The organism is Nonomuraea sp. NPDC050540, from assembly GCF_044457485.1.
Classification (GTDB): Bacteria; Actinomycetota; Actinomycetes; order Streptosporangiales; family Streptosporangiaceae; genus Nonomuraea.
Window position 1 is genome coordinate 630,323 of the sequence record NZ_JBITHA010000006.1, and the last position, 26,200, is coordinate 656,522.

Here is a 26,200-nt window from a genome sequence, read left to right on the forward strand (position 1 = left end):
TCAATCACGAACCCTATCGGACCTAAATTGGTTTAGACCACTGCAACCCCCGCCCTGCGTATGACAGATCAGGGAGCGCAATTTGCGGCATTGAAGTAAAGTGCCCGACTCGTCGGAGTAAATTCGCGGCATTCTCTGGGGGCTGAGATGTCACAACCACGATCCGGCCTGGTACGAGGGCTATTCGCCGGGTTCGTCGCCATGCTGGTCGCCGGAGTCGCGTACAGCGCGGGCTCCTACGGCTTCACGCAGCTGCCGTACAACGTGAGGTGGTTCACAGGCGACCAGCGCCTCCTGGCCCACACCGTTCTCGGCCTCGTCATCGCCGTGATCATCTGGGTGGCCCTGTGGCTGACCCGCCCGCGCAGCCTGCTGGTGCCGGTGCTGGCCGCCCTGTTCGCCTTCGGCGCCCGCACGATCGGCTCGATGGGCTCCGAACTCGGGAACTACGTCAGGGCGGGCTTCCCGTGGCCGTCGCTGGACGACCACGCCCTGCGCATCGTCTCGGAACTGCCCGAGCTCCTCCGCACCTCCCCGATCTTCTGGACGGGCGTGGCGATCGCCGCGACTCCGGCCTTCCTCCTCACCCTGATCCGCGTCCTGCGCCTCCGCCGCCGGGACCGGGCGCAGGCCGCCGCCCTCGCCGCCCCATCACCCGCCTCCCCCGCACCCGAAGGCCCCGCCGCACCCGCGCCAGACCAGCCCGCGACCGCGGAACAGTTCGATTCGTTCACCCGCTCCGCTACGTCCGCACAGCCCACCCGGCCCGGTCCGCCGGCGCGTTCCGGTTCCCCCGCTTCACCCGCACAGGACCCCCGGTCCGCGCAGCCCGCCCAGGACCCCGCGGCCGCCGGGCAGGCCGCCGGAGGAGCCACGGTGGACCACGAGGCGTTCCGCCGGCCCGCGAGCGAAAGGGATGCCGCGGAGGCCCGCGGGGCCGAGAAGGAGCACGGGGTCGAGAAGAGCCCCAGGGAAGCCTCGGAGGAGCGGAGCAACGCCGAGGAGCGTGGAGCGTTCGAGCCGCTTCAGCCCCCCGCGCGCCGTCCCGTCCCTGACATGTTCGCCCCGCCTCGCGAGCCGGGAGAGTCCTGATGCGTGCCCTGATCTTCGGCTTCCTCGCCATGGCCGTCAGCGCCACCGCCCTCGCCTGCGCCAGGCTCTTCGGCGACCGCCTGCCCGCGGTCATCACCCAGACCGCGGACGGCCTGCCCTGGAGCACCGCCCAGGCCCTGCTGCCCGGCCTCGTGGTGGGCCTCACCCTGCGCATCGGCCGCCCGCGCAGCCTCCTGGTCCCGTTCCTGGCCCTCCTGTACGCGGGCGCCGCCATGACCCTGGGCCTGATCATCGGCGCCGCACCCGCGGCCTACACGCGCTCCGCCACTCCGGCCGCCGAGCACCTGATCACCCTGGACACCGTCCTCGGCGGCTTCCGGCAGGCGGCCACGGCCTACATCGAGCCCATCCAGCGCTCCTGGCCCTACTGGACGCTCACCACGATCCCGGCCCTGCTCGCCTTCGCCCTGGTCACCTTCAAGGTCCGCCGGACACGCGGAACCACCCCAGCCACCACCCCGGACACCCCCGGCGCCCCGGACCACGGCGGCTCACTCGACGCCGTCCAGCCGCCGGAGCAGCGCGGGGCGTTCGAGCCGGTCCAGCCACCCGAGAAGCGCGGCGCCTTCGACCCCGTCCAGCCACCCCGCCCCGCCGGCACCCCCTTCGCCTCATCCCACCAGGACCGCCGGCCATAACCCCACCGGGCCATCGGCAGTCTCCACGCGTGCCAAGGTGGCCGATGCCATGGCGGCGGGCCAGCGCCTTCGTGTGGCCCCGCAGCATTGGGGCGCTTGTGTCGTCACCTGGCAAGGCGGCCACGGAGCCCGGCCCACAGGGCGCTCGTCACGGCGAGCGACCCCGTGGGCCCTCACGACCGGCCAGGACAGAGGCCCGCGCACGTCGGACCGTGCGCGGTGGTGGGGCGGGAGCCGTAACGGATGCAAGGGCCGAAACAGCAACAGACACACAGAGAAACTGCAACGAAGGGACGGCGGAGAGAAGCCGAACAGACGCGGATCAGGGGGCGAGCATGTCCGAGGTGAGGTTGGCCTCGGTGCTGGGGATGCCCAGGTCGGAGGCGCGTTTGTCGGCCATGGCCAGCAGGCGGCGGATGCGGCCCGCGATCGCGTCCTTGGTCAGCGGCGGGTCGGCGATCTGCCCGAGTTCTTCGAGGGAGGCCTGCTTGTGCTCCACCCGCAGCCGCCCGGCGATCACCAGGTGGTCGGGCGCGTCGTCGCCCAGTATCTCCAGGGCCCGCTGCACCCGCGCTCCCGCCGCCACCGCCGCGCGGGCCGAGCGGCGCAGGTTGGCGTCGTCGAAGTTGGCCAGCCGGTTGGCGGTCGCCCGCACCTCGCGGCGCATGCGGCGTTCCTCCCAGGCCAGCACGCTGTCGTGCGCCCCGAGGCGGGTCAGCAGCGCGCTGATCGCGTCGCCGTCACGGACCACGACGCGGTCGACGCCGCGCACCTCGCGGGCCTTCGCGTGGATCTTGAGCCGACGCGCCGAGCCGACCAGGGCCAGCGCCGCCTCCGGCCCCGGGCAGGTGACCTCCAGGGACATCGAGCGCCCCGGCTCGGTCAGCGACCCGTGCGCCAGAAACGCCCCGCGCCAGGCCGCCTCCGCGTCGCAGGCGGCCCCCGCCACCACCTGACGCGGCAGGCCGCGCACCGGCCGGCCGTGGTTGTCGATCAGCCCGGTCTGGCGGGCCAGCGCCTCGCCGTCGCGGTAGACGCGCACGACGTAGCGCGAGCCCTTGCGCAATCCGGCCGGCGCGAGCACCAGCACTTCCGCCTTGTGCCCGAACACCTCGCCGATGTCCTTGATCAGCCGACGGGCGGTGGCATTCGTGTCGAGTTCGGCCTCGATCACGATCCGCCCTCCCACCAGGTGCAGGCCGCTGGCGAACCGCAGCAGCGTCGAGACCTCCGCCTTGCGGCAGCACGGCTTCAGCACCGGTAGTCGGCTCAGTTCGTCCTTGACCACACCTGTCATCGCCATAAGCGTTAGTCCTCCCCCATTCAGACCGGCCTCACAGCAGTCTCTCGCACCTTTCGGGCCGCCGCCCCCGATAGGTGGCCTTGATCAGCGCTTCTGGAGGAAAATCTCGTCCAGGACGGAGGCAAGTCGGCGTGGGTCGTGCCTGGGCGAACCGTCGGAGGCCGCGACGTCGGCCATCACGAGCCGGCCGCCGAGCGCCGCCGCCGCCTTCTCCAGGGCGTCGCGGTCGTCGACCACCCCGGTGTCGGCGAGTACGACATCTACCGAAAGATCGGGCGCGTGCTGCCGGAGCACCTCCAGGTGCTGCTGCGGCGAGAAGTCATCCGTCTCCCCCGGCTGGGGCGCCAGGTTGAGCGTGACCAGGCGGCGCGCCCGCGTCTCGTGCAGCGCCCTGGCCAGTTCCGGCACCATCAGATGCGGCAGCACGCTGGTGAACCACGACCCGGGCCCGAACACCACCCAGTCGGCCTCCCGCACCGCCGCGATCGCCTCGGGCCGCGCCGGAGGATCCTCGGGCACCAGCGACACGGACTGAACCCGCCCCGGCGTCAGCGCGCAGGCGACCTGCCCGCGCACGGTCGAGATGTTCCCGTCGAGCTCCACCCGGGCCACGATGTCCAGCGGCACCGACGCCATCGGCAGCACCCGGCCGTGCGCCTTGAGCAGCCTGCCCACCCAGTCGAGCCCGGCCACCGGATCTCCCAGCAGTTCCCACAGCGCCACGATCAGCAGGTTCCCGACCGCGTGCCCGTGCAGGTCGCCCTCGGAGCGGAAGCGGTGCTGCACGACCTCGCTCCACGTGCCGCCCCACTCGTCGTCGCCGCACAGCGCCGCCAGCGCCATCCGCAGGTCGCCCGGAGGCAGCACGCCGAGCTCACGCCGCAGCCGCCCGCTGGACCCGCCGTCGTCGGCCACCGTCACCACCGCGGTCAGCTCGCCGCTCACCCCGCGCAGCGCCGACAGCGACGCGTAGAGCCCGTGCCCGCCGCCCAGCGCCACCACCCTCGGCCCGTCCCGCCGCGTCCCGCCGCGTCCCGCCGGCACGGATATCTGCCCCTCCATCCGGTACGGCACCGCCGCCCCGTCCCCCAGCAACACCCCGAGCACGTCGGAAACCGCCGCAGGGCCGGGTGCCCCGGAACCGGCACGCGGATACGCCGAACGGGCGCCGGAAGCCGCCGTGGAAGCGTCTCCCGCGCCCGGAAGTTCATCAGTCACTCGCGGCCCACATCCCGGTGGCTCACCTGGATCTCCATCCCGCGGTCGCGCAGCCGGGCGGCGACCTGTTCGGCCATGGCCACGCTGCGATGCTTGCCGCCCGTGCAGCCCACCGCCAGCGTCGCGTAGCTCTTGCCCTCACGCGCGTAGCCGGCGGCGACGACCCCCAGCACCTCCTCGTACGCGTCGAGGAACTCCTTGGCGCCCGGCTGGCTGAGCACGTAGTCGCGCACCGGGGCGTCGAGCCCGTTCATGGGACGCAGGTCCGGCACCCAGTGCGGGTTGGGCAGGAAGCGGCAGTCGACGACGAGGTCGGCGTCGACGGGCAGGCCGTACTTGAAGCCGAAGGAGAGCACGTTGACCCGCAGGCCGGGCCGGTCCTCCCCGCCGAAGTAGGCGACGATCTTGTTGCGCAGCTCGTGCACGTTGTGCGCCGAGGTGTCGATGACCAGGTCGGCGTTGGCCCGCACCTCGCGCAGGATGCCGCGTTCGCGGGCGATGCCGTCGACCAGGCGGCCCTCGCCCTGCAGCGGGTGAGGGCGGCGGACGTTCTCGAAGCGGCGGACGAGTTCCTCGTCGCTGGCCTCCAGGAACACCACCCGGACGCGGACGCCGCGGCCTTCGAGCTCCTCGATGGCGGCGTTGAGGTCGGTGGTGAAGGCCAGGCTGCGCACGTCGACGACGGCCGCCACCTTGTCGGCGGCGAGCTTGACCTTGCCGGCCTCCTCCGCCATGGCGAACAGCAACCCGGGCGGCAGGTTGTCGATCACGAACCAGCCCAGGTCTTCCAGTGCCTTGGCCGCTGTGCTGCGCCCCGCCCCCGACATGCCGGTGACGATCACGAACGCCGGCTCGGTGGTGCTCACTGTCCTTCCCCCTTCAGCCTCGACACGATCATCTCCGCGGTCGCCTCGCCGATGCCGGGGACCTCGCGGATCTCGGCCACCGTGGCTTCCTTGAGCTTCTTGACCGAGCCGAACCTCTTGAGCAGCGCCTGCTTGCGCGCCGGACCGAGGCCGGGCACCGCGTCGAGCGCGCTCTCCTTCACGGACTTGGACCTCTTGGCTCGATGGTAGGTGATGGCGAAGCGGTGTGCCTCGTCACGCACACGCTGCAGCAGGTAGAGGCCCTCGCTCGAGCGCGGCATGATGACCGGCTGGTCGTCGGTGGGCAGCCAGACCTCCTCCAGCCGTTTGGCCAGGCCGCACACGGCCACGTCGTCCACGCCGAGCTCGTCGAGCGCCCGTTGCGCGGCCGCGGCCTGGGGGCCGGCGCCGTCGACGACGACGAGGTTGGGCGGGTAGGCGAACTTGCGCGGCCTGCCCGTCTCGGGGTCGATCGGGCCGGAGGCGACGCCCTCGACGCCCTCCTCGTCCTCACCCGCCTCCGGCGTCAGCTCGCCGGTGTTGGAGCGCTCTTCGAGGTAACGGCGGAAACGCCGCTTGATCACCTCGTAGATCGAGGCGACGTCGCCTTCCTTGGTCTTCACCGCGAACCGGCGGTACTCGCTCTTCCTGGCCAGGCCGTCCTCGAAGACGACCATGGAGGCCACGACGTTCTCGCCCTGCAGGTGGGAGACGTCGTAACACTCGATGCGCAGCGGCGCCTGGTCGAGGTCGAGCGCGTCGGCGATCTCCTGCAGCGCCTTGCTGCGGGTGGTCAGGTCGCTGGCGCGGCGGATCTTGTGCTGGGCCAGCGACTCCTTGGCGTTGCGCTCGACGGTCTCCATCAGCGACTTCTTGTCGCCGCGCTGCGGCACGCGCAGCTCGACCCGGGCGCCGCGCTGCTCGCACAGCAGCTCACCGACCGCCTCCGGCTCCGGCGGCAGTTCGGGGACCAGCACCTCGCGAGGGATCTCGCCCTCGGAGTAGATCTGCAGCAGGAAGTGCTCGACCAGCTCGCCCGGCGTCGTCTCCTCGACCTTGTCGACCACCCACCCCCGCTGCCCGCGAATGCGCCCGCCACGCACGTAGAAGACCTGGACCGCCGCTTCGAGCGGATCCTCCGCCAGCGCGATCACGTCGGCGTCGGTGGCGTCGCCGAGCACCACGGCCTGCTTCTCCAGCGCCCGCTGCAGCGCCTGGATGTCGTCGCGCAGGCGCGCGGCCCGCTCGTACTCCTGCTCGGCGGCGGCCTGGCGCATGTCCTGTTCGAGGCGCTTGATCCAGCGGGTGGTGTTGCCCGCCATGAAGTCGCAGAAGTCCTCGGCCAGCTCGCGGTGCTGGTCGGGGGTGACCCGGCCGACGCACGGCGCCGAGCACTTGTCGATGTAGCCGAGCAGGCAGGGGCGCCCGATCTGGCCCGCCCGCTTGAACACCCCGGCCGAGCAGGTACGCACGGGGAAGACGCGCAGCAGCAGGTCGACGGTCTCGCGGATGGCCCAGGCGTGGGAGTAGGGGCCGAAGTAACGGGTGCCCTTGCGCTTGGCGCCCCGCATCACCTGCACGCGCGGGAAGTCGTCGCCCATGGTGACCGCGAGATAGGGGTAGGACTTGTCGTCGCGGTACTTGACGTTGAAGCGCGGGTCGAACTCCTTGATCCAGGAGTATTCGAGCTGCAGCGCCTCCACCTCGGTGCTGACGACCGTCCAGTCGACGTCGGCGGCGGTGGTGAGCATCGTCTGGGTACGCGGGTGCAGCCCGGCGAAGTCCGCGAAGTAGGAGTTGAGCCGCTGCCGCAGGCTCTTGGCCTTGCCCACGTAGATCACGCGGCGGTGCGCGTCCCGGAACCGGTAGACCCCTGGGGAGTCGGGGATGGAGCCGGGTCGGGGGCGGAAACTGAGTGGGCTGGACACGGATAGAAGCCTAGCCCGCCCGACCGACAACCTCATGCGGGCCGGGAACGCGGGAGGACGGAGCGGCCCGCCGTGCACGAGGCGCGACGGGCCGCTCCGGCGCTCTCAGGCGAGCTTGATCTGATCGCCCTCGACCGTGACGCCCTTGGCCGGCAACGGCTTCGCCGCCGGTCCCTTGACCACCGCCCCGTCCGCGATGGCGAACTTGCTGCCGTGGCACGGGCAGTTGATCGTCCCGTCGGAGACGGAACCGACGGTGCACCCGCTATGCGTACAGGACGCGCTGAAGGCCTTGAACTCCCCGGCCTTCGGCTGCGTCACCACGATCTTCTCGGACGCGAAGATCTTCCCACCGCCGACCGGCACGTCGGCCGTGCTGCCCAGCCCGCCCGCGGGCGCCTGCGGCGCGGCGGAACCCGAGGTCGCCGGGGCGCCGGAAGCCTCCGCCGACGTCTCGGCGGAGCCACCGCCACAGGCCGCCAGCGCGAGCGTGAGCCCGCCCGCGCCGACGCCGGCGATCATCGTCCTACGGCTCTGAAGGTCATCTCCCATGCGGGACAGACAACCGCACCCGCGTGAGAATTGCATGAATCAGCCCGTGTCAGGCGAGCTTGATCTGGTCTCCGTCGACCGTGATCTTCTTCTTGGGCAACGGCTTGGGCGCCGGGCCGCCGGTCACCGAACCGTCGGAGATGTCGTACTTGCTGCCGTGGCAGGGACAGTTGATCGTGCCGTCCGCGACGTCGGCCACCGTGCAGCCCGCGTGCGTGCACGTCGCGCTGAACGCCCTGAACTCCCCCGCGGTCGGCTGCGTCACCACGATCTTCTCGCTCTCGAAGACCTTGCCGCCGCCCTCGGGGATGTCGGCGGTGGCCGTCAGCGCCTTGCCACCGGCGGCCGGCTTCTTGCTCTTCTTCGGTTCCGTGGCTCCGTAGCTCGGCGCCTCCGAACTGGGTGCGGCCGCGTCCTCCCCGGCTGGCTGTCCGTATCCCGCGCACGCGGTCAGCACCGCCGCGCCGGCGCCCAGCACCACGGCCCTGCGTGTCGTCTCCGCCATATCCGGTCCTCCCAGGTCGTTTGCTCACTTCAGGTACGGCCGGCGCACCGGCACCGGTTCAGCCTGAGGCGTGCCGATCCTGGGAACCACGCACAATTACCGGTTCAGACGATGACGATCCCGTCGCCCTGAACCTTGACCTGGTAGGCGGCCAGCGGCGCCGTGGCCGGCCCTTTGAGGCACTTGCCGTCGTTGGCGTCGAACTCGCTGCCGTGGCACGGGCAGGTCATGACGCCTTCCTTCGGCGAGGCGACCGCGCAGCCCTTGTGCGTGCACGCGGCGCTGAACGCCTTGTAGACGCCGGCCGTCGGCTGGGTCACGACGATCTTCCACTTGGAGATCACCTTGCCGCCGCCCACGGGGACGTCGGCCGCCTTGGCGATCTCCTTGCCCTTGATGCCGGGCGCCGCGCCCTTGGGCTCGCCGCCGCATCCGGCCAGAGCCACGCCGCACGCGGCCACGCCCGCCGCACCCAGCACCGTCCGGCGGCCGACTTCCGGCATGACGACATCACGCTCAGAACTTGTCATTTCCCGACCCTTCCGCGTCGCCCGTGACCCCCAACAGGCCAGGTCGTTACCCGTCGCACCAATCTATTGGCCGCCCAGGGCGGTCCCGTCAGCGGGTGGTAGACCGACGGTCAGCGCTCCGCCCGACTCTGAACGCGCACACCGCGTCACCTCCAGCGTCCGGTCTCCGGGTACCGGACCTCAACCCCGGCAACCCCCTAAGGAGTTCTCGTGACCGACACCATGCGAAAGGCCCCTGTGCGGCTCGCGCCGGCCGCACAGGGGAGGTGTCTCGTCTCAGACGGACAGGATCTTGCGCAGGAAGCGCCCGGTGTGGCTCTCCTCCACCGCCGCGACCTCTTCCGGCGTCCCCGCCGCCACCAGCGTGCCGCCCCTGGATCCGCCCTCCGGGCCCATGTCGATCACCCAGTCGGCCGTCTTGATGACGTCGAGGTTGTGCTCGATGACGATCACCGTGTTGCCGCCGTCGACGAGCCGCCCAAGGACGCCGAGCAGGCGCCGGATGTCCTCGAAGTGCAGACCGGTGGTCGGCTCGTCGAGGACGTAGATCGTCCGCCCGGTCTGGCGGCGCTGCAGTTCGGAGGCGAGCTTGACCCGCTGGGCCTCGCCGCCCGACAGCGTGGTGGCGGGCTGGCCGAGCCGTACGTAGCCGAGGCCGACGTCGTTGAGCGTCTGCAGGTGGCGCCTGATCGCCGGGATCGCGTCGAAGAACCCGAGGGCCTCCTCGATCGGCATGTCCAGCACCTCGGAGATGGTCTTGCCCTTGTAGTGGACTTCCAGGGTCTCGCGGTTGTAGCGGGCGCCGTGGCAGACCTCGCACGGGACGTAGACGTCCGGCAGGAAGTTCATCTCGATCTTGATGGTGCCGTCTCCCGCGCACGCCTCGCAGCGACCGCCCTTGACGTTGAAGCTGAAGCGGCCCGGCTGGTAGCCGCGCACCTTGGCCTCGGTCGTGGCCGCGAACAGCTTGCGGACGTGGTCGAAGACCCCGGTGTAGGTGGCCGGGTTGGAACGCGGGGTACGCCCGATCGGCGACTGGTCGACGTGGACGACCTTGTCGACCTGGTCCATGCCGTTGATCCGGGCGTGGCGGCCGGGCACCGTGCGGGCGCCGTTGAGCTCCTTGGCCAGGGCGTTGTAGAGGATGTCGTTGACCAGCGTCGACTTGCCCGAGCCCGAGACGCCGGTGACCGCGGTGAACACACCGAGCGGGAAGTCGATGTCGACGCCCTTGAGGTTGTGCTCGCGCGCGCCCTTCACCGTGATCTGGCGCTTCTTGTCGCGCTTGCGGCGCTTGGGGGGAACGGCGATGGACCTGCGGCCGGACAGGTAGGCGCCGGTCATCGACTCCTCGCTGGACAGCAGGTCCTGGACGGTGCCGGAGACGACCACCTGCCCGCCGTGCTCGCCCGCGCCGGGGCCGATGTCGACCACCCAGTCGGCGGCGGCGATCGTGTCCTCGTCGTGCTCGACGACGATGAGCGTGTTGCCCATGTCGCGCAGCCTGATGAGGGTGTCGAGCAGGCGCATGTTGTCGCGCTGGTGCAGGCCGATGGACGGCTCGTCCAGGACGTACAGCACGCCGACCAGGCCGGAGCCGATCTGCGTGGCCAGGCGGATGCGCTGCGCCTCACCGCCGGCCAGGGTGGCGGCGGCGCGGTCCATGGACAGGTAGTCGAGCCCGACGTCGAGCAGGAAGCCCATCCGGGCGTTGATCTCCTTGACCACCCGCTCGGCGATGTGCATGTCACGGTCGGACAGCTTCAGTCCCGCCAGGAACTTCGCGCACTCGCCGATGGACATGCTCGCCACGTCGGCGATCGACATGTCGGCGACCGTGACGGCCAGCGTGACCGGCTTGAGGCGCTTGCCGTCGCAGGCCGGGCACGGGATCTCCCGCATGTAGCCCTCGAAGCGCTCGCGCGTGGCGTCGCTCTCGGCCTCGGCGTGGCGGCGCTGCACCCACGAGATGACGCCCTCGTAGGTGGTGTAGTAGGAGCGCTGGCGGCCGTAGCGGTTGCTGTAGCGGACGTGGACCTGCTCCTCGTGGCCGAACAGCAGCGACTTCTGCGCCTTCTTCGGCAGCTTCTCCCAGGCCGTGTCGAGGGTGAAGCCCATCGTGTGGCCGAGCGCCTCGGTCAGCCGGATGAAGTACTCGCTGGTGTGGCCGCCCGACCACGGGTGCAGGGCGCCGTCGCGCAGCGTCTTCTCCGGATCGGGCACGACCAGGTCGGGGTCGACCTCCATCTTGGTGCCCAGGCCCGTGCACTCGGGGCAGGCGCCGAAGGGCGAGTTGAAGGAGAACGAGCGCGGCTCCAGCTCCTCGAACGACAGGTCGTCGTAGGGACAGTAGAGGTGCTCGGAGTAGAAGCGCTCGCGGCCGGGGTCGCCCTCGGGCAGGTCGACGAACTCCAGCGTGATCGTGCCACCGGACAGCTGCAGCGCGGTCTCGACCGAGTCGGTGAGCCTGCGGCGCGCCGAGTCCTTGACCGACAGGCGGTCGACGATGACCTCGATGTCGTGCTTCTCGTACTTCTTCAGCGTCGGCGGCTCTTCCAGCCTGATCACGGTGCCGTCGACGCGGGCACGGGCGAAGCCCTTGGTCTGCAGCTCGCGGAAGAGCTCGGCGTACTCGCCCTTGCGGCCTCTGATGACCGGGGCGAGCACCTGGAAGCGGGTGCCCTCCTCCAGGTCCATCACGCGGTCGACGATCTGCTGCGGCATCTGCCGGGCGATGGGCCGCGCGCAGACCGGGCAGTGGGGCTTGCCGATGCGCGCCCACAGCAGGCGCAGGTAGTCGTAGACCTCGGTGATCGTGCCGACGGTCGAGCGGGGGTTCTTGCTGGTGGCCTTCTGGTCGATGGACACCGCGGGCGACAGGCCCTCGATGAAGTCGACGTCGGGCTTGTCCATCTGGCCGAGGAACTGGCGGGCGTAGGCCGACAGGGATTCGACGTAGCGCCGCTGACCCTCAGCGAAGATCGTGTCGAAGGCCAGGCTGGACTTGCCCGATCCGGACAGGCCGGTGAAGACGATCAGCGAGTCTCGCGGCAGGTCCAGCGAGACGTCCTTGAGGTTGTGCTCACGTGCTCCACGCACGATCAGGCGGTCAGCCACGGCGATCCCGGAAGTCGATAAACGGATAGGTCCACGGGGATAGTAGATGGGGGCACCGACAATTTCGGCGGCCCGCTCCCCGGCCCCCGAAAATCCGTCCCACTCAGACTACGGCCTCCCGCCGCGAGGGCAGGCGCTCTTTGGGACTCAACCGCGCGACCTGCGCCTTTATGCCCGCGTACGGCGGCCGCCGCTGGTGAAGAGGCCACCGGCCCTGCTGGAATAGCCGCCATGACGGTCATCCCCGCGCTCCACTCCGAGATCACGGCGGCCACCAACCGTCTCCTGGCCACCGCGGCCGGCCTGTCGCCCGCCGGCCTGTCCGCCCCGTCGAACCTGCCCGGCTGGACCCGCGGCCACGTCCTGGCCCACCTCGCCCGCAACGCCGACGGCCTGCTCAACCTGCTCGCCTGGGCCAGGACCGGGGTCGAGACGCCCCAGTATCCCTCGCTCGCCGCCCGGGTCGCCGGCATCGAGGAGGGCGCCGGCCGTACCCCGGCCGAACATCTCGCCGACCTGGAAGACGGCGCGGTACGGCTCGCCCGCGCCATCCGCGAGCAGCCCGCGCAGGCGTGGAGCGGCATGGTCCGCGCACTGCGCCCGCCCTGGCACCCCGCCTGGTACGTCCTGGTCAGGCGGATCAGGGAGCTGGAGATCCACCACGCCGACCTGGGCGCCGGCTACGGCCCCGCCGACTGGCCCGCCGCGTTCGTCCGGCGCGAGCTGCACGACTGCCTGGCGAGCTGGCCGTACGGGAAGAGCACGGTCGGCGAGATCACCCTCCTGGGCGAGCCCCCGCACACCTGGAGCGACCTCGGCGGGAACGCGGCGGCTCCCGGCGGACGGCTGCCCGCGGTGGCGGGCAGACCGGTGGACGTGCTCGCCTGGCTCACGGGTCGCTCGCGTGGCGAGGGGATTAGGGTGGTGCGCGAGGGGCACGCCGTTCCTGAGCCGCCGCCCTGGCTGAGCCAGCCGGCCCCGCCCGGCCTTCCGGCGGCGCCCCCCGACGACTATCCGTGATCGGGCCCCGAGGAGATCTCATGACCTACACCGGCGACGTCACGGTCGGCGGTCCCGCCGATGTGCGGCAACTGCCCGCGCTGAGCATCGCCAAGCTCGCCGTCGGCCCCTTCGACAACAACGCCTATCTGCTGCGCTGCGCCGTGACCGGCGACGGCCTGCTCATCGACGCGGCCGCCGAGGCCGACCGGCTGCTGGCGCTGGTCGACGAGCAGGCGATCAGCACGATCGTCACCACCCACCAGCACGGCGACCACTGGCAGGCGCTGGAGCAGGTGGCCAAGGTCACGGGCGCCCAGGTGATCGCCCACCCGCTCGACGCGCCCGCGCTGCCCGTCGAGCCGGCCCGCCTGGTCGAGCACGGCGACCACGTCACGGTCGGCGAGGTCACGCTGGAGGTCATCCACCTGCGCGGCCACACACCGGGTTCGATCGCCCTGCTCTACGACGGCGGCGAGACGATCAAGCACCTGTTCACCGGCGACTCGCTGTTCCCCGGCGGCGTCGGCAACACCTGGGACGACGCCGAGCGCTTCACCCAGCTCTACACCGACGTGGCCGAGCGGGTCTTCGACCGGCTGCCGGACGAGACCTGGGTCTACCCGGGCCACGGCAAGGACACCACGCTGGGCGCCGAGCGCCCGTCGCTGCCGGAGTGGAAGGCCCGGGGATGGTGAACCCGGCCGCGAGATGAGCTACCTGATCGGCCCGAGGATCCTGGCGATCCGGTCGGCGGCCTCGGCGGGGTTGGTGGTCGACTCCACCACCTCGCCCCAGGACCAGCGGTAGTACCAGCCTTCGGCGATCGGAACGCAGTCGACCGTCTCGGTCAGCAGCCGGGCACCGGGGTCGCCGACCCGCAACGAGGGCGGGTCGGCGCGCAGCGTGGCATCGAGGCCACGGAACTCCAGCTCCCTCGCGAGCTTGCCGAGGAAGTACGTGCGAGTGTGTTCGCGCGCCATGCCTCCATCAAAGCCGATGACGCCCGGCTTGAGGAGGCTCAGTTGTCGACGCGGTGGGCTTCCTTGCGCTGCTCGCGCTTGTAGAAGAGCATCCGCAGCGGGATCGCCGCCACGAGCGCGATCTGCATGGTCGCGCCGATCTTGATCGGCAGGTCGCCGCCCTGGGGGAAGGCCACCCAGAACGTCAGGAAGGCGACGTTGACCATGATCCAGCCGAGGACGACGGCGGCGAGCTGGCCCTTGGGCTTCGGGTACTCCACGCGGCTGACCATCAGCCAGGACACGCCGAGCACGGCCAGCAGCGACCAGATGTTCGCCTCGAACAGCATGACGATCGAGATGACGGTCATACAGCCCATGGGGATGGGCAGGCCCATGAAGTCGCCGCTCTTGGTCTTCACGCAGGCGAAGCGGGCCAGCCGTACGACGCCGGCGATGAGCACGGAGGCGGCGGCGGTCAGCACCCACCAGATGGGCACGGTGCCGTTGAAGCCGCCCCAGATCACCACCATGAAGGCGGGCGCGAAGCCGAAGCTGATGACGTCGGCGAGGTTGTCGAGTTCGGCGCCCATCGCCGAGGCGCGGAAGCGCCGCGCCACCAGGCCGTCGAACAGGTCGCAGGTGGCGCCGATGAGCAGCAGCACCACGGCGGTGGCGAAGAAGCCGGGCTGGATCACCAGGCCCTTGTTCGCCTGCAGGGAGGTGACGGCCGAGGTGGCCAGCACGCACACGGCCAGGAAGCCGCACAGCGCGTTGCCCAGTGACAGGGAGTCTGCGGCGGAAAGGCGGAACGCCTTGCCGACGGGCCCACGGGGGTCCTCGTCGTCGGCTTGCCAGCCGCCTGCGTCAGCCGTGGTCAATTCGGGTCACCCCCGCAACCGTCTTCTCACCCACGGCGACCGCGGGCGTGATGCCTTCGGGAAGGTAGATGTCCACGCGCGAGCCGAACCGGATCAGGCCGATCCGCTCCGTCTGGGTGACCTTGGCCCCCGCGCTCAGGTACGGCACGATCCTGCGCGCCACCGCGCCCGCGATCTGCACCATCTCGATGTCGCCGAGCGCGGTCTCGAAATGCCACACCACGCGCTCGTTCTGGTCGCTGTCCTTGTTGAATGCCGGCAGGAACCCACCCGCCACATGCTGCACGGAGGTGACGGTTCCCGCAAGGGGTGCGCGGTTGACGTGCACGTTCAGCGGGCTCATGAAGATCGCCACCCGGGTCCGGCCGTCCGGCCACGGGTCGATGCTCTGCACCACGCCGTCGGCGGGCGACAGAACGCGGCCCTGACCGGGCGTCCGGTCGGGGTCGCGGAAGAACCAGAGCATCCCGCCCGTGAGTGCGCTCAGCGGCACGGCGGCCAGCGCCCAGCGCTTGTCCTTGCGGGTGAGCAGCGTGGTCGCGGCGGCGGCCGCCACGGTCGGGAGGAGCCACGGGGACACCCCGCGCGCCAGGCGCACGCGGGCGGTCTTAGCTGAATCGTCTGACACGGACAACCTTTGGAGTGGTGAACGAACCGGCGCTTTGCCGTGATGTTACAGAACTTGCAACTATGACACGACGCAACTAGACACAGCAAAGCGCCTAGAACGCCTTTTAGCTAGCCCCGGTCTGGCTCGCGCTCTTCACGCCCTTGCGCGCGTCGCTGCGGGACTTGAGCAGGCTGGCGACGGTGGTGACGACCATCGTGACTCCGATGACCGCGAGCGAAAGCTGGATGGGCACGGTGGGCGCCCAGGAGACGTCGCTGGCGTGCAGAGCCTCCAGAACCAGCTTAACCCCGATGAAGCCGAGGATGAACGCCAGGCCGTAACTGATGTAGACCAGGCGCTGGAGCAGCCCGCCGAGCAGGAAGTAGAGCTGGCGCAGGCCCATCAGGGCGAACGCGTTGGCGGTGAAGACGATGAACGGGTCCTTGGTGAGCCCGAAGATGGCGGGGATGGAGTCGAGCGCGAACAGCAGGTCGGTGGTGCCGATCGCGACCATGACGATGAGCATCGGGGTGACCATGCGGCGGCCGTGCATCCTGACCATGATCTTGGAGCCGACGTAGTCGGGCGTGGTCGGGAACGCCCTGCGCACCCACCGCAGCACCGCGTTCTCCTGGAAGTCCTCGTCATCGCCCTTGAGGTGCTGGCGGACGATGTTGATCGCGGTGTAGACGAGGAAGGCGCCGAAGACGTAGAAGAGCCAGCTGAAGCGCTCCAGGGCGGCCGCGCCGAGCGCGATGAAGATGCCGCGCATGACCAGCGCCATCAGGATGCCGACCAGCAGCACCTTGTGCTGGAACTGCTTCGGCACCGCGAACCGGCTCATGATGATGAAGAAGATGAACAGGTTGTCGACGCTCAGGCTGTACTCGGTGATGTATCCGGCGAAGAACTCACCGGCCTTGCCGCCCCCCTCGGTCACCCACAGCAGCACACCGAAGGCCACGGCGAGCGCGACGTAGAAGGAGACCCAGTAGGTCGCCTGCCGCATGGAGAATTCGCGGGCCTCGCCCCTGTCGACGATCCACAGATCGATGGCGATGACCAGGAGGAGCCCGCCGATCACGGCGATCCAGGCCCACACGGGTACGGTCACGTTTTCCTACCTCCGGCACGCATGACTGACAGCCGGAGGTCTCTCCCGCCGGCGCTTTCGGCCGACCGGCAGCCCCGGGGGCCCCGTGGAGCGGGGCTACACCGTGATGACGAGGCTGCCGCGAAGGGATACTCCCCTCCCCTAACCAACGCAGTATAGGAGAACGCGGGGTCGCGGCCTAATCTTCCCGGGGGTCTTCACGCGGTGTAGACGCCCAGGACAGCGTCCACCGCGTCGTCGTCGTGGGGCAGCGCCGCGCCCCTTTCCGCCGCCGCCCGAGCGTGCCGCTCCGCCTCGCCTGGCTCCTCCAGAACCGCCCGTACGGCCGCGCGCGCCGCCCCCACCTCCCCGTACGGCACCAGCGTCCCGGCACCCCCCAGCAGGTCAGGGATGCCACCCACCTCGGTGGCCACCACCGGACGGCCCGCCATGAGCGCCTCGCTGAGGCTGAGCGGCTGCCCCTCCCAGCGGCTCGGCCAGAACACGAGGTCGGCCGCGGCCAGCAGATCGGGCACGTCGTCGCGGTCGCCCAGCAGCCGCACGGGCAGTTTCTCCCTCTCGATACGTTCCTGGAGCTCCCGCTTCAGCGGCCCCTCCCCCGCGATCGCGAACACCGGCTCCCGCCCGCCCCAGGGACCGGCCGCCACGTCCAGCAGGAACTCCAGCCCTTTCTGCTGCGCCAGCCGCGCGACCGTCAGCACCACGGGCCGCTCTCCCGCGCCGAGTTCCTCGCGCACTCGCGCGGCGGCGCGTGACGGCGGCCTGGGCACGGGGGCGGGCACCACGGCCGGGCGCACGTCACGGGCGCCGAGGGCGGCCATCCGCTCCCCGAGATCCGGTGAGACGACCAGCACACGTCCGGCGCCCCGTGCCACGATCCGCTCCAGCACGCCGTGGACCGCGCCGACGAAGCCTCCGGCGGTGAGCGCGTTGTGCAGGGTCACCACCGGCGCCGGGCGGGCCCTTCCGAACCCGGCCAGGACGGCGAGGGCGCCCGCGCGCAGCCCATGGGCGTGCACGACGTCGGCCTCACGGGTGATGCGGCGGATCGCGGCGACCGCCGCCAGGTCGCGGGCCGGGTGCGGCCGGTCGGAGACCGCGACCGGCGTGAACCGCGCCCCGGCCGCGCCGAACCCGAACGCCTCACCGACCGCCGCAGGCCCGGCGACCACGACCTGGTGGCCGCGCCGTAGCAGGCCTTCGGCCAGCATGAGCACGTGCCGCCCCGTCCCGCCTGACGTGGTTCCGAGCACGAACACCACCCGCACGACGTTTCTCCTCTCAACCGTCCGCTGAAGCCCGTTCCGGTCCCCGTCGGCGCCGCGTGGCCATCCCGGCCAGGGCGCGGGCGTCGTCGCGGTCCAGCAGCGCCGCGACCGCGGCCCCCGCCACGATCGCGACCGCCCCGGCCAGCGCCGTGGCCCCGAGCCGGGGCCAGAGCCCGTCGGCGCCGATCAGTCCCGCCGCCCACGCGCCCGCCAGGAACCCCGCGGCCCCTCCGGCCACCGCCGCGACCGCCGCCCTGACCAGCCCCGCGGCCGCCGCCCTGCCACGGGCCCGCAGCACCGCGACCAGCAACCAGAGTCCGCCCACGGTCATCCCGGCGCTCATCCCGAGCGCCATCCCGGCGATCTCCCACTCATCCGGCAGCACCAGCACGAACCCGGCCTGCGCCACCATCACCACCAGCCATCCGGCCACGGTCCCGGCGGCGGCCTCCCGGCCCTTGCCCGCCGCGTACAGCACCCGGCTCAGGTGCGCGATCAGCCCGTACCCGATCAGGCCCGGCGCGAACAGCGCGATCGTCCGCGCGAACTGCGCGTGTGGCACCGCAGACTCCGACCCCAGCAGGAACACCTCCGCGCCCGGCCCGGACACCGCCGCCAGCGCCCCCGCCGCCAGCCCCGACACCAGCACGACCGCCCGCGTCGTGCGCGCGGCCAGGCCCGCGAAGCCCTCCTCGTCGCCGCTCTCCGCCCGCGCGGACAGCCCGGGAAAAGCACTGGTCGCGATGGGTACGGCCAGCACCGCGTAAGGCACGAGGTAGATCGCCCACGCGTAGTTGTAGACCGCGATCGCCCCCACGCCGATCCCGTTGGACAGGTACAGCACCACGACCGTGGCCGCCTGCTGGGCCAGCAACCCGGCGATCCCGGCGAACGCCAGCCCGCGCACCTGCGCGGCGACCCCGTCGGGGAAGCGCAGCGTGGGCCGCCAGCGGAGCCCGAGCCGCGAGGCGGGCCCGGCGACGGTGAGCACGAGCGCGAGCACGCCCAGGCTGGTCCCGACCGCCAGGACGGTCTCGCCCGCGTCGAGCGGGCTGACCGGCTCGCTCGTGCCGCCGCTGACCGGGACGAACACCAGGTAGGCGGCGATCACCACGATGCTGGACACCAGCGGCGCCACGGCGGGTCCGGCGAAGCGCTTGTGCGCCTGAAGGACGCCGTAGAGGACGACGGCCACGCCGTACAGCGGGATCTGGGGGGCGAAGACGACCAGCATGTCCGCGGTGACGGCCCGCACGGCCTCGACCTCGCATAGCGGGAGCGCCGAGCCGTAGAAGAGTCCGGCGACGGGGCCCGCCAGCACCGCCACGCCCACGGCCAGCGGGACCAGCACGACCAGCACCCAGGTCAGCAGTGCCGAGGAGACGCGGCTCACGTACGCGTGGGCCTCGACGGGCGAGGCCGCCACGGCCTGGGCGCCGCGGGCGGCCTCCGGGGAGTCGGGTTCCTCCAGCGGCGGCTCGCCCCACGGCCGGGCGCGGGCGGCGGCGCCGGCGAGGACCGGGACCACCATGCCGGCCAGCGCTCCCCCGACCACCACCTCGAAGACGATGTTGGGGATCTGGTTGGCGGTGAAGTAGGCGGTGGACAGGCAGCCGGTGCCGACGGTCTGGGCGAAGACGTACTGCTTGGCGAAGCCGGTGACACGCGCGAGGATCGTGATCGCGCCGATCAGTACCGCGCCGCCCGCGACGCCCCGCGCCAGCCGTCCGGTCACGGGGCGGGGCGGCGGCCGAGCATGTCGATGCGGTTGAGCACCGGGTTGCCCGCGATGACCTTGGTGAAGGAGACCTTCTCCGAGGCGGCGGTCAGGACGGCGACGGTGCCGAGCACGGCCAGCCGTCCCGGGCGGCCGAGCGTGGTGACGGCGGCCAGGCCGAGCAGGGCACCCAGGGCGTTGGCCCCGGCGTCGCCGAGCATGGCGCGCTCGCCGAGGTCGTCGGGCAGCAACGCGGCGGCGGCGCCCAGCGGGACGGCGGCCAGCGCCGCGCCCGACGGGGAGCCGCGCAGCAGCGAGGCGGCCAGCAGCGGGCCGCCGGTCAGCAGCGCGACCTTGATGGCCCGGCCGGGCCGCAGGTCGAAGAGGTTGGCCAGGTTGGCGGCTCCGGCGATCGTGGCGCCGTTGGCGAGGGTGTCGAGGGGGCCGCGGGAGACGAGCGCGGCGGCGGCCAGGCCGGTGGCGCCGATGCCGAGGATCTTGACGGCGCCGCTGGTCACCTCGCCCTTGGCCAGGGCGCTGAGGTGGCCCTTGAAGCCCTTGGAGGAGGTGCTGCCGTAGAGGTCGTCGTAGGCGCCCAGCGCGCCGCTGCCGGCTCCGGCCAGGAGGGCGGCCAGCCGTACGCGGGGGTCCAGGCCTGGGGCGAGCGCGGTGGCGGCGCTCGCGCCCGCCACGAACGCGGGGCCTTCGAGCAGCGTGATCGGCTCGCCCCGGTGGTTGCTCCGGGTCCAGGTGGCGGCGGCGCGCAGCCCGCCCGTGGCCACGACCTCGCCGGACGGCGTGGCCGTCTTCTCGGGAGCCTCGGCCACACGCGCGGTGAAGGCGGAGTAGGCGGCGCGGGCGGCGACGGCGCCGAGTGCGGCTCCGGCGAGCGCGCACAGCAGGGCACGGGCCATGGGTTCAGCTCCCTGACGAGGTGGGGACGGGGGTGGGACTGGGCAGCGGCGGCTGGAAGTCGGTCACGCCGGTGCCGATGCCGTACTGGCCGGCCCGCCCGGCGATCTGCTCGCGCAGGGCGTAGACACTGACGACACGGCCGGCGGGCATGTCGAGGGTGTCGATGCTGGAGACCCGCTGGCTGATGTCGCCGGAGTCGCGCAGTTCGGTGATGACGCCGCCGGGGGCCACCGCGGTCGTGCTGCCGGCGATGAGCGCGCCCCTGCTCCCGGCGTCGAGGCCGGCGGCGAGGGAGACGAGCGCGGCCGCCTGCGTCTCGGCGCGCTCCCCCTCGAAGGGCTTGTCAGGCGCGAACATCACCGCGAGCGTGGCGCGCTTGTCGACGTCGCCTTCGACGCTGATGAAGCCGCCCTTCTCGAACGCGGCCAGCACGGCCGCTGTCTCGGCGTCGGCGGTGCCCGCCTGGGTGGGGTCGGCGGTCGTCAGCGTCGCGGCCAGGAGCTGGGCGACCTTGTCGTAGACGCTCGCGCCCGCGGTGTAGGTGAGGCCGGCGGGCTTGAGCTGGGTGGCCAGGCCGTCGAGGACGCCTTCGCTGTCGAGGGCCAGGAACTTGTCGCTGATCGTCACCCGCTGGCCGACGGTCGCGCCGGCCTGGTCGAGCACCTGCTGTTGCGCCTCGCGCAGGGCGCCGGTGGAGCCGGGCGTGTCGACCAGCAGCACGCGCTGGCCGCTGAGCCCGCCCGCGACCAGGGCCAGCACCGGGGTCATGTCCTTGACGAAGGAGTCGTTGCCGGCCTGGCGCCTGGCCAGGTCGTCCTTCTCGGCGCGCAGCTCGCTGTTGTTCTTGATCAGCCCGTCCGTGGTCTCCTTGGCCATCTGGATGGCCGGATTCTGCAGCAGCGTGGTGCCCATGACGATGCCGACCGCCAGCGCGAGAAAGATGGCGACGATGGAGACGAGGTGATAGCGGAAATCGATCACGAGAAAAGTCCGACCAGCCAGAAGATGAAGGCGTTCCAAAGGTCTTGCTGGCCGTTGAGCCAGGTCTGGCCGATGGGCGAGCTGAACAGAGCGACCCCCATCGTGACGAGCGCGGTGCCCACCAGCAGCAGCAGTTGCTGCGTGGAGATGCGGCTGCGGTAGAGCCTGCTCACGCCCTTGGCGTCGATGAGCTTGCTGCCGATGCGCAGCCGGGTGAGGAAGGTGCTGGCCATGCCGGAGCGCCCCTTGTCGAGGAACTCCTCCAGCGTCCAGTGGGTGCCGACGGCGACGATGAGCTCGGCGCCCTTGTCGTCGGCCAGGAGCATGGCGATGTCCTCGCTGGTGCCGGTGGCGGGGAAGATGACGGCCTCGCGGCCGAGCTGGTGCACGCGCTCCAGGCCGGGCGCGCGGCCGTCGCGGTAGGCGTGCACGATGAGCTCGGCGCCGCAGGTGAGCGCCTTGGTGGAGACGGAGTCGAAGTCGCCGACGATCACGTCGGGCAGGTATCCGGCCTCCAGGAGCGCGTCCGCGCCGCCGTCGACGCCGACGAGGACGGGGCGGTATTCGCGGATGTACGGCCGGAGCGTGGCGATGTCCTCTTTGTAGTGGTATCCGCGCACGACGATGAGAACGTGCCTGCCCTCGATGGGGGTGCGGATCTCCGGCACGCCGACTCCGTCGATGAGAAGCCTGCCCTCACCACGAACGTACTCCATCGTGTTGACGGCGAAAGCCTCAATCTGCACGGAAAGTCCGGCGCGAGCCTCGGCCATGGCGGCCTCGACGGTCTCCTCGGTCGCGACGTCGCCCTTGCCGACCATCTCCTCGCCGAGGTAGACGATCCCGTCGCAGACGCGGACAGGTTCGCCGTCGGCCACCCGCTCGAACAGCTCGGGCGTGGCGTTGTCGACGAACGGGATGCCCGCCTCGACCAGGATCTGCGGACCCAGGTTGGGGTAGCGCCCGCTGATCCCCGCCGCGACGTTGACCACGGCGGCGGCGCCGCACGCGACGAGCGCCTCCGCGCTGACCCGGTCCACGTCAACATGGTCGATAATCGCAATTTCCCCCGGCCGGAGGCGCTTGGTTAGCCTCTTCGTCCGCCGGTCGATTCTCGCCACTGCCGTGAGGCCGGGAAGGTCACCGACCTTCCTGCCGCGGAGGCCCGGCAACTTGTTCCCCGGTACCTTCATCAAGACCATCCTGCCAGAGCCGGAGAGCCCGGGGGCCACGCACTGCACGGCGTGTCTGATATGTCACGCAGAGTCGGCGGCGGCGAGCCCGAGCAGTTCTTCCGCATGGGCCCTGCCCAGCTCGGAATCCTCCAGGCCCGCCAGCATGCGCGAAAGCTCGCGTACCCGGCCCTCGTGGTTGAGCGTGACGACGCCGCTGCGCACCACGCTGCCGTCGCTGGCCTTCTCCACGACGAGGTGCTGGTCGGCGAAGGCGGCCACCTGCGGCAGGTGGGTGACGACGATGACCTGGGCGGTGCGGGCGAGCCTGGCCAGGCGGCGGCCGATCTCGACCGCGGCCTTGCCGCCCACGCCCGCGTCGACCTCGTCGAAGACGAAGGTGGGCACGGGGTCGGCGCCGGCGAAGACGACCTCGATGGCGAGCATGACGCGGCTGAGCTCGCCGCCCGAGGCGCCCTTGTTCAGGGGCAGCGGCGGCGCGGCCGGGTGCGCCGCCATGCGCAGCTCGACCTCGTCGACGCCCTCGGGGCCGAACTCGGCGCTCTGGGCGAGCTGCACGACCACGCGGGCGTGCGGCATGGCCAGCGCGGTGAGCTCCTCGGTGACGGCCTCGCCGAAGCGCTCGGCGGCGGCCTCGCGCACCTTGGTCAGCTCGGCGGCCAGCTCGGTGAGCCGCTCGGTCAGCTCGTCGAGCTCGCGGGTGAGCTCGTCGATGCGCTCGTCGTCGCCTTCGAGCTCGGTCAGGCGCGCCGAGGACTGCTGCGCCCAGGCCAGCACGCCGGCGCTGTCCTCGGCGTACTTGCGGATCAGGCCGGTCAGCAGCGAGCGGCGCTCCTGCACGATCGCCAGCCTGGCCGGGTCGGCCTCGATCGACTCGGCGTAGGCGGCCAGGTCGGTGGCCACGTCGGAGATGAGGTAGCCCGCCTCGGCCAGCCGGTCGGCCACCTGGGCGAGCTGCGGGTCGAAGTCGCGCACGCCCTCGACCGCCGAGCGGGCCTCACCCAGCAGCGAGATCACGTCGTGGGTGCCGTCGGCGGACTCCATCGGGTCGCCGAGCAGCGCCGTGTGGGCGCCGGTGGCCGCGGAGCGCAGCGCGTCGGCGTGGGAGAGCCGCTCCTCCTCCGCGCGCAGCTCGACGTCCTCGCCGGGCTTGGGGTCGACCTTCTCGATCTCCTCCAGGCCGAAGCGCAGCAGGTGGGCCTCCTGGGCGCGCTCGCGCGCCCGGGTCGTCAGCTCCTCCAGCAGCGCGGCCACCTGCTTGTGCCGCTTGTACGCCTGCGAGTACGCCCGCAGCGGCTTGACCAGATCGTCCCCGGCGTACCGGTCGAGCGCGGCGCGCTGCCTGGCCGGCTGCAGGAGGCGCTGCTGGTCCATCTGCCCGTGGACGGCCACCAGGTCGTCGGCCAGGTAGGTGAGCGTGCCGACGGGGACGGTGCGCCCGCCCAGCCAGGCGCGCGAGCGGCCCTCGGCGGAGACGGTGCGCGAGATGATCAGCTCGCCGTCATCGACCTCGCCGCCGATGTCCTCGACCTGCTGGCCGACGCGGCCGCCGGCCTCGATGACCAGCGTGCCCTCGACGGTCGCCTTGTCGGAGCCGGGGCGGATGCGCGAGGGGTCGGCACGGCCGCCGAACAGCAGGCCGAGCCCGGTGACGACCATGGTCTTGCCCGCTCCGGTCTCGCCTGTGACCACGTTGAATCCCGGCGAGAGCTCGAGAACGGCCTCGTCGATGACACCCAGCCCCTGGATGCGGACCTCTTCGACCCTGGGTCGCACCGGCCACTCCTGTCGCTGCCTGCGTTTACGGTCGCACCCGGCTTCGGAGCCCACTGTCCGAACACACGTGCGCAAGCGATCCTACGCGCTCCTGAGCCCATTGACTCAGGGACGCACCCTTCCGCGCCACCCCTGCACGGGAAGTTCGAACTTGGCGACCAGCCTGTCGGTGAACGGCGCGCCGGTGCTCTCGATGCCGTGCAGGCGGGCCACGCGCACCGGGTGCTCGCCGCGGCGGACCTCGACCCGGGTGCCGGTCGGCAGGTCGAAGCGGCGGCGGCCGTCGCACCAGAGCACGCCGCCCGGCGTGCCGGGCAGGATCTCCACGGCGAGGGTCGCGCGCGGCGAGACGACCAGGGGCTTGGCGAACAGCGCGTGGGCGCTGATCGGCACCATGAGCAGCGCCTCCACCTCCGGCCAGACCACCGGGCCGCCGGCGGAGAAGGCGTAGGCGGTGGAGCCGGTCGGGGTGGCGCAGATGACGCCGTCGCAGCCCCAGCGCGACAGCGGGCGGCCGTCGACCTCGGCCACGACCTCCAGCATGCGCTCGCGCTTTTCGACGGTGGCCTCGTTGAGCGCCCATGTGTCGGCGATCACCTGGCCGTTGAGCCGGGCGAGCACGTCGATGGTCATGCGCTCCTCGACGTCGTAGTTCCCGGCGACGACGCTGTCGACGGCGGCGGCCAGGTCGTCGACCTCGGCCTCGGCCAGGAAGCCCACGTGGCCGAGGTTGACGCCGAACAGCGGGGTGCCGGCCGAGCGGGCCAGTTCGGCCGAACGCAGCAGCGAGCCGTCGCCGCCCAGGACGATCATCACCTCCGCGTCCTTGGCCGCGCCGGGGTCGCACGGCACCACCTCGGCGCCGACACAACCGATATCCACGGCCTCCTGCTCCAGCACGCGCACGGTGATCCCGGCGTCGACCAGGCGGTTGACGACAAGGCGGGCGCTCTCGACGGCGGCGCCGCGCCCGGTGTGCACGGTGACCAGAACGGTCCGGTTCATTGGGGCCCTTCTTCTACGGCGCGCTGGATCTCGGCGTCGAGGTCGAGGAGCCCGGCGACCGGCGGCTCGCCCTCCCCCTTGCCCAGCCAGAGCAGGTATTCGACATTTCCCGACGGTCCCGGCAGCGGGCTGGCCGTGACGCCGCGCACCGCCAAACCTATGTCCTGTGCCTTGGCGGCGGCGTCGCGGACCGCCTGCGCGCGCAGCGCGGGCTCGCGCACCACGCCGCCGGCGCCGACGCGCTCCTTGCCCACCTCGAACTGCGGCTTGACCAGCATGACGAAGTCGGCGGCCGGCGCGGCCACGGCGGCGAGCGCGGGCAGCACCAGCCGCAGCGAGATGAACGACAGGTCACCGACGATCAGGGTGGGGGCCTCGCCGACCATCTCCTGCGTCAGGTCGCGCACGTTGACGCGTTCCATGACGGTGACCCGCTCGTCGGTCCGCAGCGACCAGGCCAGCTGTCCGTAGCCGACGTCCACGGCCAGGACGTGGGCGGCGCCGTGGCGCAGCAGCACGTCGGTGAAGCCGCCGGTGGAGGCGCCGGCGTCGAGGCAGCGGCGGCCCTCGACGCTCAGGGCCTTGAAGGCCTCCAGCGCGCCGAGCAGTTTGTGGGCGCCGCGCGAGACGTAGTCGGGGCCGTCGGGCGAGTCGGCCACGACGATGGCGGCGGCGGTGCCGACCTGGGTGGCCGCCTTGCCGGCGACCTGTCCGCCCACGCTGACCCGGCCGGCCTCGATGAGCTGGGCCGCCTGTTCGCGGGAGCGGGCCAGGCCGCGCCGTACGAGCTCGCTGTCGAGCCGGACGCGTCGGCTCACTGCTCGTCCATCGCGGCGAGGGTCTCCTCCAGCCCGGCGAACGCGTCGTCGTAGACGGCGGCGTGCTCGCCCACGGGCAGCCCGGACAGACGCTCCAGACCTGCGAGAACGGCGTCGACCCGCTCGTCGCCCGTCCCCTCCGGGATCTCAGTCATGACACGACCGTAACGCCTGGCACCGACACCCGGCAC

General features: G+C 71.7%; 25 protein-coding genes. 4 read left to right on the forward strand and 21 right to left on the reverse strand.

Annotated features, from left to right (window positions below; translation table 11 throughout):
• Window positions 1–147 precede the first annotated feature (147 nt).
• Both ACIBI5_RS24115 and ACIBI5_RS24120 read left to right on the forward strand, forming a co-directional pair.
• Window positions 148–1,092, forward strand: a complete 945-nt coding sequence (locus ACIBI5_RS24115; protein ID WP_397250234.1) for a hypothetical protein — start codon at window positions 148–150, stop codon at window positions 1,090–1,092.
• Window positions 1,092–1,751 (forward strand): hypothetical protein, encoded by a 660-nt coding sequence (locus ACIBI5_RS24120; RefSeq protein ID WP_397250236.1) that lies wholly within the window; start codon window positions 1,092–1,094, stop codon window positions 1,749–1,751. The genes ACIBI5_RS24115 and ACIBI5_RS24120 overlap by 1 nt, the downstream gene beginning before the upstream one ends.
• 322 nt (window positions 1,752–2,073) lie before the next feature.
• On the opposite strand, the gene whiA is transcribed toward ACIBI5_RS24120, so the two are convergent.
• From whiA to uvrA, 8 genes are all read right to left on the reverse strand, one after another.
• The gene (gene whiA / locus ACIBI5_RS24125) at window positions 2,074–3,054 is read right to left on the reverse strand and encodes a DNA-binding protein WhiA (protein ID WP_379617619.1); all 981 of its coding nucleotides are present in this window, start codon (window positions 3,052–3,054) and stop codon (window positions 2,074–2,076) included.
• A gap of 84 nt (window positions 3,055–3,138) precedes the next feature.
• Window positions 3,139–4,116 carry a uridine diphosphate-N-acetylglucosamine-binding protein YvcK gene (gene yvcK / locus ACIBI5_RS24130; RefSeq protein ID WP_397250328.1) on the reverse strand — a complete coding sequence of 326 codons (978 nt, stop codon included), beginning with the start codon at window positions 4,114–4,116 and terminating at the stop codon, window positions 3,139–3,141.
• Between the two features lie 152 nt (window positions 4,117–4,268).
• On the reverse strand, window positions 4,269–5,138 hold the full coding sequence (rapZ, locus tag ACIBI5_RS24135) for an RNase adapter RapZ (protein WP_397108564.1): 870 nt from the start codon (window positions 5,136–5,138) through the stop codon (window positions 4,269–4,271).
• Window positions 5,135–7,102 carry an excinuclease ABC subunit UvrC gene (uvrC, locus tag ACIBI5_RS24140; RefSeq protein ID WP_397250238.1) on the reverse strand — a complete coding sequence of 656 codons (1,968 nt, stop codon included), beginning with the start codon at window positions 7,100–7,102 and terminating at the stop codon, window positions 5,135–5,137. Before uvrC ends, rapZ begins: the two co-directional genes overlap by 4 nt.
• Window positions 7,103–7,171: 69 nt before the next feature.
• Window positions 7,172–7,618 carry a Rieske (2Fe-2S) protein gene (locus ACIBI5_RS24145; protein WP_397250240.1) on the reverse strand — a complete coding sequence of 149 codons (447 nt, stop codon included), beginning with the start codon at window positions 7,616–7,618 and terminating at the stop codon, window positions 7,172–7,174.
• A gap of 49 nt (window positions 7,619–7,667) precedes the next feature.
• A complete protein-coding gene (locus tag ACIBI5_RS24150; protein WP_184974084.1) occupies window positions 7,668–8,123 on the reverse strand; it encodes a Rieske (2Fe-2S) protein in 456 nt (151 codons plus the stop codon).
• Between the two features lie 104 nt (window positions 8,124–8,227).
• Window positions 8,228–8,653: a Rieske (2Fe-2S) protein gene (locus tag ACIBI5_RS24155; protein WP_397250242.1), complete on the reverse strand. Its 426-nt coding sequence runs from the start codon at window positions 8,651–8,653 to the stop codon at window positions 8,228–8,230.
• 276 nt (window positions 8,654–8,929) lie between these two features.
• Window positions 8,930–11,770 carry an excinuclease ABC subunit UvrA gene (gene uvrA / locus ACIBI5_RS24160; protein ID WP_397250244.1) on the reverse strand — a complete coding sequence of 947 codons (2,841 nt, stop codon included), beginning with the start codon at window positions 11,768–11,770 and terminating at the stop codon, window positions 8,930–8,932.
• A gap of 231 nt (window positions 11,771–12,001) precedes the next feature.
• On the opposite strand from uvrA, the gene ACIBI5_RS24165 reads away from it, so the two are divergent.
• Both ACIBI5_RS24165 and ACIBI5_RS24170 read left to right on the forward strand, forming a co-directional pair.
• Entirely contained in the window at window positions 12,002–12,790 is a 789-nt protein-coding gene (locus ACIBI5_RS24165; RefSeq protein ID WP_397250246.1) for a maleylpyruvate isomerase family mycothiol-dependent enzyme, read from the forward strand.
• Between the two features lie 20 nt (window positions 12,791–12,810).
• Window positions 12,811–13,467, forward strand: coding sequence for an MBL fold metallo-hydrolase (locus tag ACIBI5_RS24170; RefSeq protein WP_397250248.1), 657 nt, complete (start codon window positions 12,811–12,813; stop codon window positions 13,465–13,467).
• 18 nt (window positions 13,468–13,485) lie between these two features.
• Here ACIBI5_RS24170 and ACIBI5_RS24175 read toward each other — a convergent pair whose 3' ends face one another.
• The 13 genes from ACIBI5_RS24175 to ACIBI5_RS24235 form a co-directional block, all read right to left on the reverse strand.
• Window positions 13,486–13,752, reverse strand: a complete 267-nt coding sequence (locus ACIBI5_RS24175; protein ID WP_379617601.1) for a hypothetical protein — start codon at window positions 13,750–13,752, stop codon at window positions 13,486–13,488.
• 38 nt (window positions 13,753–13,790) lie between these two features.
• Complete coding sequence (gene pssA, locus ACIBI5_RS24180) at window positions 13,791–14,612, reverse strand: CDP-diacylglycerol--serine O-phosphatidyltransferase (RefSeq protein ID WP_397250250.1); 822 nt, start codon at window positions 14,610–14,612, stop codon at window positions 13,791–13,793.
• The gene (locus ACIBI5_RS24185; RefSeq protein WP_397250252.1) at window positions 14,599–15,240 is read right to left on the reverse strand and encodes a phosphatidylserine decarboxylase; all 642 of its coding nucleotides are present in this window, start codon (window positions 15,238–15,240) and stop codon (window positions 14,599–14,601) included. The genes pssA and ACIBI5_RS24185 overlap by 14 nt, the downstream gene beginning before the upstream one ends.
• A gap of 106 nt (window positions 15,241–15,346) precedes the next feature.
• Entirely contained in the window at window positions 15,347–16,336 is a 990-nt protein-coding gene (locus ACIBI5_RS24190; RefSeq protein ID WP_397250254.1) for a TerC family protein, read from the reverse strand.
• Window positions 16,337–16,533: 197 nt separating this feature from the next.
• Window positions 16,534–17,604, reverse strand: coding sequence for a glycosyltransferase (locus tag ACIBI5_RS24195; RefSeq protein ID WP_397250256.1), 1,071 nt, complete (start codon window positions 17,602–17,604; stop codon window positions 16,534–16,536).
• Window positions 17,605–17,617: 13 nt separating this feature from the next.
• Window positions 17,618–19,339 carry a murein biosynthesis integral membrane protein MurJ gene (murJ, locus tag ACIBI5_RS24200; protein WP_397250258.1) on the reverse strand — a complete coding sequence of 574 codons (1,722 nt, stop codon included), beginning with the start codon at window positions 19,337–19,339 and terminating at the stop codon, window positions 17,618–17,620.
• Window positions 19,336–20,235 (reverse strand): hypothetical protein, encoded by a 900-nt coding sequence (locus tag ACIBI5_RS24205; RefSeq protein WP_397250260.1) that lies wholly within the window; start codon window positions 20,233–20,235, stop codon window positions 19,336–19,338. The genes murJ and ACIBI5_RS24205 overlap by 4 nt, the downstream gene beginning before the upstream one ends.
• 4 nt (window positions 20,236–20,239) lie before the next feature.
• Entirely contained in the window at window positions 20,240–21,217 is a 978-nt protein-coding gene (locus ACIBI5_RS24210; RefSeq protein ID WP_397250262.1) for a copper transporter, read from the reverse strand.
• On the reverse strand, window positions 21,214–22,410 hold the full coding sequence (gene steA, locus ACIBI5_RS24215; protein WP_397250264.1) for a putative cytokinetic ring protein SteA: 1,197 nt from the start codon (window positions 22,408–22,410) through the stop codon (window positions 21,214–21,216). Before steA ends, ACIBI5_RS24210 begins: the two co-directional genes overlap by 4 nt.
• A 63-nt stretch (window positions 22,411–22,473) precedes the next feature.
• The gene (recN, locus tag ACIBI5_RS24220) at window positions 22,474–24,186 is read right to left on the reverse strand and encodes a DNA repair protein RecN (RefSeq protein ID WP_397250266.1); all 1,713 of its coding nucleotides are present in this window, start codon (window positions 24,184–24,186) and stop codon (window positions 22,474–22,476) included.
• A gap of 105 nt (window positions 24,187–24,291) precedes the next feature.
• On the reverse strand, window positions 24,292–25,191 hold the full coding sequence (locus ACIBI5_RS24225) for an NAD kinase (protein ID WP_397250268.1): 900 nt from the start codon (window positions 25,189–25,191) through the stop codon (window positions 24,292–24,294).
• A complete protein-coding gene (locus tag ACIBI5_RS24230; RefSeq protein ID WP_397250270.1) occupies window positions 25,188–26,009 on the reverse strand; it encodes a TlyA family RNA methyltransferase in 822 nt (273 codons plus the stop codon). Before ACIBI5_RS24230 ends, ACIBI5_RS24225 begins: the two co-directional genes overlap by 4 nt.
• A complete protein-coding gene (locus ACIBI5_RS24235; RefSeq protein WP_379617577.1) occupies window positions 26,006–26,164 on the reverse strand; it encodes a hypothetical protein in 159 nt (52 codons plus the stop codon). The genes ACIBI5_RS24230 and ACIBI5_RS24235 overlap by 4 nt, the downstream gene beginning before the upstream one ends.
• Between the last annotated feature and the right edge of the window lie 36 nt (window positions 26,165–26,200).